The 13,064-nt window shown below is 39.2% G+C and carries 12 protein-coding genes; 4 read left to right on the forward strand and 8 right to left on the reverse strand.

Going from position 1 to position 13,064, the window contains the following annotated elements; genetic code table 11:
* Positions 1 to 1,569: a hypothetical protein gene (locus J3U42_RS05450; protein ID WP_267335884.1), complete on the reverse strand. Its 1,569-nt coding sequence runs from the start codon at positions 1,567 to 1,569 to the stop codon at positions 1 to 3.
* Between the two features lie 409 nt (positions 1,570 to 1,978).
* Here J3U42_RS05450 and J3U42_RS05455 point away from each other — a divergent pair, with 409 nt between their 5' ends.
* A complete protein-coding gene (locus J3U42_RS05455) occupies positions 1,979 to 2,785 on the forward strand; it encodes a helix-turn-helix domain-containing protein (RefSeq protein ID WP_220219268.1) in 807 nt (268 codons plus the stop codon).
* 85 nt (positions 2,786 to 2,870) lie between these two features.
* Here the strand turns inward: J3U42_RS05455 and J3U42_RS05460 are convergent, their stop codons facing one another.
* Positions 2,871 to 3,671 carry a DUF1266 domain-containing protein gene (locus J3U42_RS05460; protein ID WP_267335885.1) on the reverse strand — a complete coding sequence of 267 codons (801 nt, stop codon included), beginning with the start codon at positions 3,669 to 3,671 and terminating at the stop codon, positions 2,871 to 2,873.
* Between the two features lie 317 nt (positions 3,672 to 3,988).
* Here J3U42_RS05460 and rhaS point away from each other — a divergent pair, with 317 nt between their 5' ends.
* Positions 3,989 to 4,813 carry an HTH-type transcriptional activator RhaS gene (rhaS, locus tag J3U42_RS05465; protein ID WP_267335886.1) on the forward strand — a complete coding sequence of 275 codons (825 nt, stop codon included), beginning with the start codon at positions 3,989 to 3,991 and terminating at the stop codon, positions 4,811 to 4,813.
* Positions 4,814 to 4,843: 30 nt separating this feature from the next.
* Positions 4,844 to 5,698, forward strand: a complete 855-nt coding sequence (locus J3U42_RS05470) for a helix-turn-helix domain-containing protein (protein ID WP_267335887.1) — start codon at positions 4,844 to 4,846, stop codon at positions 5,696 to 5,698.
* 42 nt (positions 5,699 to 5,740) lie between these two features.
* Here the strand turns inward: J3U42_RS05470 and rhaM are convergent, their stop codons facing one another.
* The 6 genes from rhaM to rhaB all read right to left on the reverse strand — a co-directional run bounded on the left by rhaM (position 5,741) and on the right by rhaB (position 11,955).
* Complete coding sequence (gene rhaM / locus J3U42_RS05475; RefSeq protein WP_267335888.1) at positions 5,741 to 6,055, reverse strand: L-rhamnose mutarotase; 315 nt, start codon at positions 6,053 to 6,055, stop codon at positions 5,741 to 5,743.
* An 88-nt stretch (positions 6,056 to 6,143) separates the two neighbouring features.
* Positions 6,144 to 7,298 (reverse strand): lactaldehyde reductase, encoded by a 1,155-nt coding sequence (fucO, locus tag J3U42_RS05480; RefSeq protein ID WP_267335889.1) that lies wholly within the window; start codon positions 7,296 to 7,298, stop codon positions 6,144 to 6,146.
* 24 nt (positions 7,299 to 7,322) lie between these two features.
* Positions 7,323 to 8,357, reverse strand: coding sequence for an L-rhamnose/proton symporter RhaT (rhaT, locus tag J3U42_RS05485; protein ID WP_220219262.1), 1,035 nt, complete (start codon positions 8,355 to 8,357; stop codon positions 7,323 to 7,325).
* A 60-nt stretch (positions 8,358 to 8,417) separates the two neighbouring features.
* Positions 8,418 to 9,239 (reverse strand): rhamnulose-1-phosphate aldolase, encoded by an 822-nt coding sequence (gene rhaD / locus J3U42_RS05490; RefSeq protein ID WP_267335890.1) that lies wholly within the window; start codon positions 9,237 to 9,239, stop codon positions 8,418 to 8,420.
* Between the two features lie 10 nt (positions 9,240 to 9,249).
* Complete coding sequence (locus J3U42_RS05495) at positions 9,250 to 10,503, reverse strand: L-rhamnose isomerase (RefSeq protein WP_267335891.1); 1,254 nt, start codon at positions 10,501 to 10,503, stop codon at positions 9,250 to 9,252.
* A gap of 39 nt (positions 10,504 to 10,542) precedes the next feature.
* Positions 10,543 to 11,955 carry a rhamnulokinase gene (gene rhaB / locus J3U42_RS05500; RefSeq protein WP_267335892.1) on the reverse strand — a complete coding sequence of 471 codons (1,413 nt, stop codon included), beginning with the start codon at positions 11,953 to 11,955 and terminating at the stop codon, positions 10,543 to 10,545.
* A gap of 209 nt (positions 11,956 to 12,164) precedes the next feature.
* Between rhaB and asd the strand changes: the two genes are divergently transcribed.
* A complete protein-coding gene (gene asd / locus J3U42_RS05505) occupies positions 12,165 to 13,013 on the forward strand; it encodes an archaetidylserine decarboxylase (protein WP_220219258.1) in 849 nt (282 codons plus the stop codon).
* Positions 13,014 to 13,064 lie beyond the last annotated feature (51 nt).

The raw sequence follows: 13,064 nt of genomic DNA on the forward strand, positions 1-13,064 counted from the left end.
TTAAAGAGAATACTGACGAATAAACCATGCCGGTGTACAACTCCATGCGTGGCAATAACTGTTGATGATTTTGCTACCATAAGGCGAATAGCTTGGATTTTGTGGATCAAAGAGCTCCCAAAATGTATCTGCGCCATAATCAACCATTTTTCCCCAATAGGCTTTGATCTCATCGATTGCTTGCTGTTGCATGCCGGTTTTGAAAAGGGCAGCGATAAAGTGATGACGCAGATATGGGGTATTCATATTAATTGCAGGAGGAGAATTGAGCAGATTGCGCATCAGTGTTTGTTGCTGTGGTAAATCATCAACCTCAGCTAAAATCATCCAAATTTGCGTTGCATAGCTCACTTGACGATCGGCACCGCTGACGTAAAAACCCGATTTATCATCCCATAATGTTCTTGCCGCCTGCTTTAAGTGATCGAGCGTTTGTTGTAGGCTTGCGGTTATCGCCGGTTGTAACTGTTGAGCCAACCGCAGGGCTTTATCAACACAGTAAATTAACACCCCTTGTGAAGCCCCTTGTTTATTTAACGCTTCATGCCAGTCAATAAACGACCACCAATCATCACTATCAGTCACTAAGCCATGTTTATCACAGCGTTCGAGAGCAATTTCGATCTGTCTTAGCGCAATTGGCCATAGCTCTTTAACGGTCTGTTCATCGTGTGTTTGCAGAAAATAGTTATAAAGCACATCGACATAAAAAAGCGAATAATCATATAGAAAGGTATCATCAGCGATAATATCGGGTTTAACAAAAATATTGGCCGATACCATACCGTCTTCACGGCGATGACTGGCAAACAGATATAAACATCGGCGCACTAAATCATACTGTTTAAATGTGACATCATTAACCAACGCTTGCAGCCGTAAATCACCTAACCATAACCGACGATCACGTTTTGGACCGTCCTCGAATACCTCTTGCATACAGTTATGTAGTGTCAGCACTGAAACTTTATCGATTTTTGCTAACTGCGGGTCGTTACTTTGATAGATGACACAATTATCCGGCGCTGAGCTGACGGTATTTAAGGTGATATCTTGAAATTTAATCTGATATTTTGGCGACAAGGAAACCACATCAATTTTTAAATAGCGAAAGCAATAACGGCGCGTTAGGTCGACCTTGGCCGGTAAAATATCGATATATTCATCATGCTGTTGCAACCAACTTTTGCTTAACCAGCCTTGATATTGGCTAAAAGGTTCAGCCACTTCACACAGCGTTTCACCAAAAGTGAACTTGATATGCGCTGGCGCATCGGGTGGACTGCCAACGCTTTGGCACAAAAACGATAAATAACCCACTGCGTGTTGACCAAAATCAATAATAAAACTCTCACCCGATTGAAAGGCTTTTGTGAAATACTCATGTGCACTGCTCACCACTTTAGCTGACCAACCATAAATAGCGGTAGGGTCTTGAATTAGTGTGATAATGTCTTGCGGGTAAATAGCTTTGTGATGAAGAGTGGGCAATAACTTTTCGGCTTTTGCAATGAAAGATTTATCTTTAACCATAACGACATGATCATTTTTCTGTATCTCTTGTGCCATACATTCCTCCTATAAATAGAGTTAAAAGTATAGCCATGCCCGAATTAACCCAGCCACCTTGTTAATGCCAGATTGGCAGGATAAATGGCAGCAGCAAAAAGATTAGGTAGAGGAAGTTCACATTTTTTGAATTATTATTTTTTATCTAAAAGTCGATTACTTTATTGTGTTAATAAAAGGATTGAAAATTGCATTTTGCAACAATCAATAACCAGAATAATCGTTTTTAATTTCAAACTGTTGCGATAAATCATCAGCAATATTTTTTATTTACTCATCCGCTAACAGGCTAAGAGCAGGATGATAACCCGCGATGAGGCGATTTAAGCTAAGCGATTGACGGTTAACTAAATTGAATATTTTCAATCATCACTTTTTTAAGATTAATTTAAAATTTAGGACTGACACGATGAATACTTTAAAAATTGCCACCTATTTTAATTCTGAATCTGATAAATTAGCGCTTTATAAAAGTGATCCGGAAGGAAATAGTCTTGAACATAATCATGAATTTGACGAGCTTGTGATAGTCGAACAAGGGCATGGTTTACATGTGATTAATGGCAAACCGCTATTTATTCAACAAGGCGATGTGTTTTTGGTGCGTGGTCATGATTACCATTTTTATGACGATTTAGGTACTTTGAAATTAACCAATGTACTGATTAACCCTAATCGTAATTTTGTGTTTTTAAATAAAATCGAAAATCTCTTAAATCCCATTTCCGCAAGTGATTTAAATTCTTATATCTGGCTTACTCCCACTTTACGCAAAGAATGTAATATGGTGATTGACCAACTCTTTAATTTAGAAACACCTTTAGCGGTGCGTGAATATCTTTTTTTTAAACTCATCACGATTATCAATCAATCGCAAGGACAAGCACAAAAAAATAATACTCGCTATAAATTGCATCTGCTCCTTAATCATTTACAAGAAAACTGCTTTGATCAATATGATTGGCATGATATTGCTCAACGTTTTCATTTAACGTTACGAACCATGTTTAGGCATATTAAACAAGCTACCGGATTAACGCCGGAAAATTACATCAAACGATTAAGGTTAATGTCAGCAAGATTAAAGATTCGAGAAAGTGATATGACTATTACCGAAATATCATTACTTTGCGGTTTTATTAATAGTACTCACTTTACCACTCTGTATAAAAAGACCTTTGGAATTACGCCGTCAGAAGAGCGGAAATTTAATTAACTTTTATTTATTATGGTTAAATATTGAATGAAGATTAGAATGTATTTGAGTGCTTGTGACAGTTCACACTGTCACAAGTAATAAATTAGTTATTTAATGGGTATTTTAGCCATGGACTATCTTCAGAAGTGGTCGCTTGTGTGTAAATATCAAATAAGCCCGGAATCGATGCATCATCAGGCTGATATACGGCACGACCCAGCATATAACTTTGACCAAATTGTTTCCAATTGGCAAAATGTTCTTTAACAACGGGTAAAACTGAGTTAATCGCTTGCCATGCTTGCTCTTTGTTGATATAGCCCGCCACATAGCTTGCTCTGGCAATATAAACAATGCGGCCTAAATCCCATGCAATAGCGCCTCGAAGTAAAATTTGGCGTACTTCTTCCTGATTTTCGGCGACTTTGTTTTCAATTAAAATTGCAGATACTTGATCTAACCTTGAGCAATACACCCCAATAATTTCACGATAATCTTCCGGGATTTGGTCATTAATATAACTTTGCCACTGTTCTTTGGGAACATTAAGATAAATTTCTATCGCGCTATTAACAATTTTGTGAAATGACCCAAAAGAGGATAAGCATTCAACTGCGCTTTGAGGCGAAAACACATCCCAAGCTGTACCTAAACGATATTTCTGTTCTGTTTTACCGGAGTTTCGGGCATCACTTTCTAAGCTATCCCAACAAAACATGTGCTGTTCAGCAATAATTAGCCCAGCAGATAGCGCATTTTGCTGGTCGATTGTCAGTTGTTCAGGTTTGTTGGTATTTTGAGGAAAGGGTTTGTGTCTTAGGGTTTTAATGAGGATTGTAATGACTCTATTGTATTTTACAAGCAGGACTACCAAAAATATCAGAATAACAATTAAGATTTCCATGTAAACGTCTTCTTTTTTAATATAAGTCAAATAAAGTGGATAAAAAGTATCATAAATAATAGACATCAACAAGATGAAATATGAGTATTTTTTATTCTATAAAAAATTAAGCGGTTTTGTGTTAATTTAGCTATTGCTGATTTGTGGTTAATGAAGTGATTTTAAAAATGTGAAGCTTCGCACATTTTTAATAAAAATTCACGTACAGCTATAATTTATAGCCAAAATATTCGGTTAGCTGTCCAAATATTAAAGGTGTGAGTTTGATTTACTTTTTAAAATGGTGGTTGTAAGTTTTAAAAAAAATGAGGTTCGCCATGATACAGAAGTTACTTGATAAAGATTTTTTTTCGTCTAGTGAGCAAAAGATCACTGTAGAACCTCGAGAGCCTCAACCTGTCTACCCTGAGCATACTCACAACTTTAACGAGATTGTCATTGTCACCAACGGCTACGGTAAGCATATTTTGAATGGGCGATTGTTTGATCTCTATCCGGGCATGATGTTTTATATTCATGCAACCGATTGTCATCTGTATGAAAATGTGAACAATTTACATCTCACCAATATTTTATTTCGAGATCCCAGTAGCTTTAATTTTATAAATGGCATTCATCAGTTGATACCACAACATGATCCACTGCACTCGCACTATTTTTTTGATAAGAAGTGTGATCAAAATATTCAATATATTCTTCAGCAATTCAATCATATGAACGATGAGTCGAGTGCTTATCAAGAAAGCCTGTTCTTACAACTGCTCATTCTGTTTAAGCAAAATCAGTATGTTAATCAAGGCAGCGGGTCAAGCGATAATCGGGTTAAGCAACTGCTGCGTTATTTGCAAGTTCATTTTAAAGAGCCAATTGATTGGCTAAAAGTGACGCAGCAGTTTTCGTTATCGTTGCGGTCATTTCATCGCCATGTTAAAAATGAGATAGGTATCACTCCGCAAAAGTATTTAATTAAATTACGTTTAGCCGATGCTTATACTCAACTCATTGATACCGATAAGTCCATAACCACTATTGCACAGGAGTGCGGTTTTAATGATAGCGCTTATTTTTCAACATGCTTTAAACATGAGTTTAATTTTTCACCACAAACGCTACGCAAAGATCCCGATAAGCGTTATCATTAGTGCTGTCATTTTTAGGTCAGGAACAGATTTATGGAGAAGTATTTACGTTTATACAAACAAGACTATTTTATTTCACCGATGAATACTGTCACTGTCGAAAAGCGAGATCATCAACAACCTTTTCCGCTCCATTTTCACGATTTTAATGAAATTGTTATTGTTTGTTCGGGTAATGGTTTACATCATTGGAATGATTATATCTATCCGATTACCAGCGGTGATATTTTGTATATTAATCCAAGTGATATTCACGGTTATGAATCGGTGAATAATTTGAAGTTGATTAATGTTTTATATTTAAGGCAACAACTGTTTTTATCTTCAGCTATTGAGAATTATTTACCTAAACAAACGGCAAAACATACTGAGCGAATATGGCGTATTCATCCTTCTTTTATAAAGCAGGTCTCTCCACTTATTGATCAATTAACTATCGAGTCGCAAAAAAATAACCCGGCGTCAATCCACTTATCTGAAGCGCTATTTTTACAGCTGGTTATTTTATTAGATCGTATTAAACAACAGCCTAATGAGCAGTCACCCACGGCGACGCATCAATTAGATATTTTATTTACGGTATTACATAACAGTATAGCCAGTGCGTTTAATTTAGAGATGTTTTGCAAACAATACAATATTGCCGCACGTTCTTTGAGTCGTTTATTTAAAAGTCAAACCGGTATGACCATTAATGAGTATTTGCAAAAATGCCGGTTATGTAAAGCCATGTCTTTACTTCGTAATACCCAGCTTTCAATCAGTCTTATCGCCGCTGAGTGCGGTTATAACGATAGTAACTATTTTTCGGCGGTGTTTAAAAAAGAGTTGAAGCAAACACCGTCTATCTATCGTTCTCGATTTCAAGATAAGTTAAAACAGGTTTGATTTATGTCAGCTCTCTTTCATCAATATGAAAGAGAGTTAACTTTATCCGAGGTAAAAAACGCTTGTGAGCGCTTCACTGATCGGGCTATTGTCTGCATTACTCGGCATAATGTCTTGCATAAATGCCCACCATTTTTGACAAGCTTGAGTTTGTGCTACCGCTTGCCAGCGCTCTTCTGATTCGATTTCAACATAAGCAAAAAGTAGGTGGCGTTTACTATCAAGAAAAATTGAGTAGTTGTGCGCACCGTGGTCTTTTAACACTTTAACCAGTTCCGGAAATATTTCATCGTGACGTTTTTTATATTCAGCATGCTTGTCGGGATGAACTTGCATAATTGAGGCTTTTCTTATCATGACAACTCCTTTTTGTTGGATTTTTTGCTGATGAAACAGACCAATTAATCCGTATCAGTCTGTTTCAAGCGTGCTCATTTGCTAATGGTTATTCATAAATGGCAAGATACAATTGTTCAATATCCTTTACAGTTGCTTGCCGTGGATTGCCACCGGTGCACACATCATCAAAAGCCGCTTGCGCCAGCGCCGGTATATCTTCCAATTTAACGCCGATCGCTTTTAAAGTGGCGGGGATAGCGACATCTTCATTAAGCTGTTTTACCGCATTAACTGCCGCCACTCGGGCTTGTTCGGTTGTCATGCTGTCCGTGCCGGTAACGCCCATTGCTTTAGCAATATCACGGAATTTATCCGCGGTAAAATCAGCATTGTAAGCCATGATATGGGGTAATAGTACTGCATTTGCTACCCCATGTGGCGTGCCATAAAAAGCGCCTAGCGGATGTGCCATACCGTGTACTAAGCCTAATCCAACATTTGAAAAGCCCATACCTGCAATATATTGCCCTAGAGCCATATCTTCGCTCCCTTTAGCGATGCCTTTTACCGAATCACGTAAAGCGCGTGAAATAACTTCAATCGCTTTTAGATGAAACATATCTGACAGTTCCCAAGCACCTTTTGTAATATAACCTTCAATCGCATGGGTTAATGCATCCACGCCGGTTGCCGCTTTTAAGCTTGCTGGCATACTTGCCATCATGTCTGAATCAATAATTGCCACAACGGGTATATCATGCGGATCGACGCAGACAAATTTACGCTTTTTCTCTTCATCGGTGATCACATAGTTAATGGTTACCTCGGCCGCTGTGCCGGCGGTTGTCGGTATGGCAATGGTCGGGACGGCAGGCTTTTTGGTTGGCGCGACCCCTTCCAAACTTCGCACATCGGCAAATTCCGGGTTATTGATAATAATACCAATGGCTTTAGCAGTATCTTGCGGTGAACCGCCACCAATAGCAATTAAGTAATCTGCTCCCGACGTTTTAAAAACCTCTACCCCTTTTTGAACAATGCCGATCATTGGATTTGGTATCACTTCATCAAAAATTTGATAATCAAAGCCGTTGTCATCTAATAATTTGGTGACTTTAGTGGCGACATTGAATTTAATTAAATCTTTATCGGTGACGACAAGCGCTTTTTTAAAACCCCGTTTTTTCACTTCATCAACAATATGGCTGATTGAGCCAGCACCAAAATAAGACGTTTCATTCAGAATCATGCGATAAGACATAATGTTTTTCCTTTAACTATTTATTTAATTTGCCATGCCTAAACCAACCACGTTGGCGGCAACAATAATCACCAAACAACCCAGACACAATATACGCACAGGTTTACTGCCGGTGCCAAACCACTCTTTTAATACCAATCCAACAATGCCACCACATAGCACATAAAAACTCATGTGTAACATCCAACTCATAAAGCCATAATCAGCCGGGATATTGGCATGTCCCCAAGCATAAAAGAAAAATTGGAAGTACCACATTGCACCGCCTAATATGGCGAACAAGGCATTACTGATTAGTAACGATTTGGCAATAGCGATATCTTTTTTAAAGGAGAGTTCAGGTTGGTAGCAAAGACGTATTATACAAAAGCCCAGATTAATAATTGCACCACCGCCCATGATGATGACATAACTAGGTAAGGCGACATAAAGATGATCAACCCCCAGTTCAGCAGCTTTATTATGCATAGGGACAGCGGCGCTCATGGCAAATGACATGCCGGCAGAAAAAATCCCACACATCACAGCAAGTAACAGCCCTTTTTTCAAGTTAAAATCGGCAACTTGTACCCCAAGCGTTTTCTCTTTTAGTAATCCGGCATAAGTGACAATCGCAACGCCAATAACAGCAATAACAACACCAAGCAGGGTCATTTTGCCGCCGGTTGAGGCAATGAGTTCACCAAATTGACCTTGTATAATCGGCGTCATCAGTGTGCCAACAATCAAGGTAATGCCAATTGCAATACCAATGCCCATAGACATACCTAAATAACGCATGGTTAGCCCATAACCGATATTACCAACGCCCCACATAGCGCCGAATAAAAACACCGGAAGTAAAGTATCAAAACCGAATGAGCCGTAGTACCCCAAAAAATCCGGGAGCAAATAATAGCTAATCGACCAAGGAAGGATGATCCAAGAAAAGATACCGGCGATTGACCACATCGTTTCCCAAGACCAATTTTTGACTTTTTTTAGTGGTGCGTAAAAACAGGCGGCAGAAGCGGCACCGATAAAGTGCCAAAAAATGCCTAAAATAATTGAACTACTCATATCTGTATCCTTATATTTATTAAAAGATAATGACATCTATCTTTTGATAAAACAGCTTTTTTACTGCAACGCCTCCTGCATTGGTTTGACATCAAACCTTTGTGCCAATAACTTAAATTGTTCAGTAGTGATAGTTTGGCGTTTGCCGCCCATTGATAAGACTTTGACCAGTATTTGAGCAGACTTTTCAGCGGTATCTATCAGACCAAAGGCTTCATCTAATGTAGCGCCGGTGCCAAAGACGCCATGAAATGCCCATAACACAAGCGTGTGTTTCGCCATTTGTTCGGCAGTTGCGTAGCCGATTTCGTCTTTGCCAGGCACCATCCATGGAACCACGCCCACACCGTCGGGAAAGACAACTAAACATTCCGTACTCATTTCCCATAACAATCGAGTAATCACCGCTGTATCAAGCTCAAGCACATAAGTTAAAGCAATAAGATTGGTTGCATGACAATGCATAATTACCCGATCTTTACCCTGACTGTGTTCAATACGCACGATATGTGACTGCAAGTGAGCCGCTAGCTCTGAGGTAGGTAATCCACCATTTACCAGTCCCCACATGATGTAATAACCTTTGCCCTGCTCGTCAATTTTGACCACCGCCAACGTGTCGGCAGGATCTAAAATGACATTACGAAAGAATTTACCCGATCCGGTGACAATAAAATATTGGTTAGCTAATTTGCTCACATCTTGCGTTAATGATTCGTGGTGAGGATTAGCATAAAAGTCGTTTTGGAATGAAATTATGTCACTTTCTAATAATCTTAAACTGACATTACCGCCGTTACGTTCATCCCAACCTTTTAGCCACATATCATAAGTCGCTTTTACCATTGCTTGGACAAACCAAGAAGATTGAATCTGTTGCATTGTTTTCACCTTATTTACGTTGACTTAATACCGCTGTTTCATATTGACGTACTTCTTCGAGCCATTGGCTGCCGACAGGTACATCGTTTAATTGACAATACTTATCCCAAACCGCCTGCCATGGTAACGATTTTTGCTCTTCTAAAAGCGCAAGTCTTGAGGTAAAGTCTCGCTCACGTTCGTACTGTTTGAGTTTTTCGGTCGGCTCAAGCAGGGCTTTTAATAAACATTTTTTCATATTGCGGGTACCTATTACCCAAGCGGCAATACGGTTAATTGAGGCATCAAAGAAATCTAAGCCAATATGTACACGATCGAATAAGTTGTTACGGATGATCTCACTGGCAATGTTTTGGGTTTCGTCATCAAATAAAACCACGTGATCGCTATCCCAACGAACCGGGCGGCTGACGTGTAATAATAAGTGTTCAACAAACGGCATTACTGCGGAGATCTTATCTGAAATCACTTCGGTTGGATGAAAATGCCCGGCATCTAAACATAGCGCCGTTTTACGTGAAGTTGCATAGGCTAAATAAAATTCGTTTGATCCGGCAGTATAAGACTCAAGCCCAATACCAAATAGTTTGCTTTCAACCGCATCAATATGATATTTGGGATCAAGTTTTTCACTGATGATTTCATCAATGGCTTGAACTAAACGTTGTCTAGGCGCAAACTTGTCGACGGTTATATCTTTCATGCCGTCCGGTAGCCAGATATTCATCACCGAAGGGGTGCCAAGCTCTTTGCCAAAATATTCTGAGATTTTACGGCAAGCTTTACCATGGTCGATCCAAAACTGGCGAATCTCATCATCGACATGGGTTAACGTACCTTCATTACTTAGGGGATGAGAAAAGTAAGTTGGGTTAAAATCAAGTCCAATATGCTGTTGTTTCGCCCAATTTACCCAATTAGCGAAATGTTCCGGTTTAATTTCGTTACGATCGACTTTGTGATCAGCCTCTAAATAACATGCATGTAAATTTAATCTTTTGGGACCCGGGATCAGGCTAAAGGCTTTATCTAAATCAGCTCTTAACTCATCGGCATTACGTGCTTTACCCGGATAGTTGCCGGTTGCTTGAATGCCGCCTGTTAATTCACCTTCTTGTTTTTCAAAGCCAGCGACATCATCGCCCTGCCAGCAATGCACCGATATCGGTAGTCTTGCCATTGCGGCGATTGCAACATCGGTATCGACACCTAGCTGCTCAAATCGGTTTTTGGCAATTTGATATGCCTTTTCAACTTCACTCATTTGATGCTCCTTAATTCAATATAAAATCATGTTAATTAATTAGTTAGCCATGTTGCAGGGATAATAAATGTCAGTTTTAAAATTATGCGTGATGATTTGGCGTAGCTGTTTAACATCCGCAATATCACCTAAAGAAATGAGCTGGTAACCAACATTACCCAGTGCAGATGACTCAATCGGTCCGGCGGTAACACTAATTTGGCAAAGATCAGCACATAGCTGATTTAAAAATGCGTTTTGACAACCTCCTCCAACGATATGTAATGTTTGGATAGGCTGTTTTATTAAGCTTGATAGTTCGGTTAGGACTTCCCGATATAACAGCGCTAAGCTATCGAAAATACAGCGAACCAGTTCTGCTAAGCTTTGCGGCTTAAGACCGTTATGTTCATGACAGAGTTGTTTTAAGGTTTCAGTCATGGATTCTGGGTTTAATAGTCTGGAATCGTTAGGATTGATAACATGTTTAAAAGCGGGTTGTTGCTCAGCTTGCTTAATCAATGAGCGAATATCATTTATTTGGTGTTCAGCGCAAACGCGTTGAAATAACCATAGTCCCATAATATTTTTTAATACCCGATAGGAGCCATTAACGCCCCCTTCATTGGTGATGTTGGCTTTTAAAGCGTGCGGCTCAGTAAAAGGTTGTGATGATTCAATGCCCATTAATGACCAAGTGCCCGAACACAAATAAGCACTACTGTGATTGTTGATTGGTGCGGCAATCACTGCGCTGGCGGTATCATGACTGGCGACAGCAATCACCGGAATCGAATCGCCTTTGGGGCTTTTCCAAGTGCCGACTTGATTACCCGGCATAGCAATTTCACCAAACCATTTACGGGGTAAACCAAGATAGTTCAGTAATTCATCATCCCAATCATGACGGGTGACGTTAACTAACTGGGTTGTTGTTGCATTGGTGTATTCCCGGTTAAGCTTGCCGGTAAGACGATAGATCAGATAATCGGGGATCATCACTAAATCGGTCACTTGTGCTAACCATAACGGGTTTTCATTCATCATGGCTTTTAGTTGATAAAGGGTGTTGAAGGTTAAAAACTGGATGCCGGTTTTTTGATAAATTGCCTCGGCGCCCAATTCAGCTTGAACTTGTTCCATAACGCTATCAGTACGATGATCGCGATAGGCATAAGTTGGTCCAACAATCTCGCCGTTGCAGTCAAGCAAGACATAATCCACTCCCCATGTATCAATCCCGATACTGTCAAGTTTGATATTTTGCTCAACAATTTTGCTTAAGCCGTTTAATATTTCTTGCTCTAAATAATTCAGATCCCAACAGTAATGTTTATCTATCGCTTTAAATCCATTACTAAATCGATGTATTTCACTCAGCGTTAAATCTTCCGTTTGCTGATCAAAACTTGCCAACATTACACGGCCGCTTGATGCGCCTAAATCTATTGCAGCAACGTATCGAATTGCCATTAAATCTATCCTCATTATTGGTAATGAGCACAGTTTAGAAAACTAATGTGAGTGACACTTTTAATCGATTGCCATTGTTTTGCACTTATTGGCAAAATATTTAAAATCTATGTGATCTAACGCACAAATTGTCGATTTAAGGGCATTTTATACATTCGTTATAAATATTGTTATAATGAAATATTACTAAACTAATTTGAGAGTTTTCTATGTTAAATCAGTTAAAAGCAATGATTCAGTATCTTCTTCCTAAACAGATGTTAACCGTTATTTTTGGTTGGCTGGCAAAAAAACAGTTGGGCATCGTGACAACGTGGATGATTCAAGGCTTTAGTAAGCTGTATAAAATCGATTTGAGTGAAGCTCAAATCAGCAATGTCAAAGAGTATAAAACCTTCAATGATTTCTTTGCTCGTGAACTAAAACAAGATGCTCGCCCTATTGATGCTTCAACCAATTCAGTGGTTATGCCGGCTGACGGAGTTATCAGCCAATTTGGTACAATTCAAGACAATTTATTGTTACAAGCAAAAGGGCACTTTTACACGTTAGATTCACTGCTTGCCTGTCATCCTGACATGATTAAGTTTTTTAAAAATGGCGCTTTTGCCACTACTTATTTATCGCCAAAAAACTATCACCGCTTTCATATGCCGTGTGACGGAACTTTACGGGAGATGATCTATGTGCCCGGTTCGCTATTTTCGGTCAGTAAAGCAACCACTGAATGTATTGCGAATATCTTTGCTCGTAACGAACGTGTGATTTGCCTGTTCGAAACCGATTTTGGACCTATGGCTCAAATTTTAGTTGGCGCAACCATTGTTGGAAGTATTGAAGTTGCTTGGGAAGGTCTAATCACCCCTCCGCGTGACGGAATTATGAAACGCTGGACTTATTCCGGCGAGGTGAAATTGTCCAAAGGCGAAGATATGGGCTGTTTCAAACTTGGTTCAACAGTGATTACATTATTTGCCTCTAACGCCATTGAATTTGACAGTCATCTTAAAATTGGTGATCAAGTTCGTGTGGGTCAAAAATTAGCAGAAAGGATCTAACTTTATGTCAATGCGTGGTTTTTTATGTTGTTTGTTCCTGCTCTTTTCATC

Source organism: Gilliamella sp. B2923 (assembly GCF_026536565.1).
Taxonomy (GTDB): domain Bacteria; phylum Pseudomonadota; class Gammaproteobacteria; order Enterobacterales; family Orbaceae; genus Gilliamella.

What these genes read in the sequence shown, in the direction of transcription:
- J3U42_RS05450 (WP_267335884.1), bottom strand. Translation starts at nt 1,569, where the DNA reads ATGGCACAAGAGATACAGAAAAATGATCATGTCGTTATGGTTAAAGAT.
- J3U42_RS05455 (WP_220219268.1), top strand. Translation starts at nt 1,979, where the DNA reads ATGAATACTTTAAAAATTGCCACCTATTTTAATTCTGAATCTGATAAA.
- J3U42_RS05460 (WP_267335885.1), bottom strand. Translation starts at nt 3,671, where the DNA reads ATGGAAATCTTAATTGTTATTCTGATATTTTTGGTAGTCCTGCTTGTA.
- rhaS (WP_267335886.1), top strand. Translation starts at nt 3,989, where the DNA reads ATGATACAGAAGTTACTTGATAAAGATTTTTTTTCGTCTAGTGAGCAA.
- J3U42_RS05470 (WP_267335887.1), top strand. Translation starts at nt 4,844, where the DNA reads ATGGAGAAGTATTTACGTTTATACAAACAAGACTATTTTATTTCACCG.
- rhaM (WP_267335888.1), bottom strand. Translation starts at nt 6,055, where the DNA reads ATGATAAGAAAAGCCTCAATTATGCAAGTTCATCCCGACAAGCATGCT.
- fucO (WP_267335889.1), bottom strand. Translation starts at nt 7,298, where the DNA reads ATGTCTTATCGCATGATTCTGAATGAAACGTCTTATTTTGGTGCTGGC.
- rhaT (WP_220219262.1), bottom strand. Translation starts at nt 8,357, where the DNA reads ATGAGTAGTTCAATTATTTTAGGCATTTTTTGGCACTTTATCGGTGCC.
- rhaD (WP_267335890.1), bottom strand. Translation starts at nt 9,239, where the DNA reads ATGCAACAGATTCAATCTTCTTGGTTTGTCCAAGCAATGGTAAAAGCG.
- J3U42_RS05495 (WP_267335891.1), bottom strand. Translation starts at nt 10,503, where the DNA reads ATGAGTGAAGTTGAAAAGGCATATCAAATTGCCAAAAACCGATTTGAG.
- rhaB (WP_267335892.1), bottom strand. Translation starts at nt 11,955, where the DNA reads ATGGCAATTCGATACGTTGCTGCAATAGATTTAGGCGCATCAAGCGGC.
- asd (WP_220219258.1), top strand. Translation starts at nt 12,165, where the DNA reads ATGTTAAATCAGTTAAAAGCAATGATTCAGTATCTTCTTCCTAAACAG.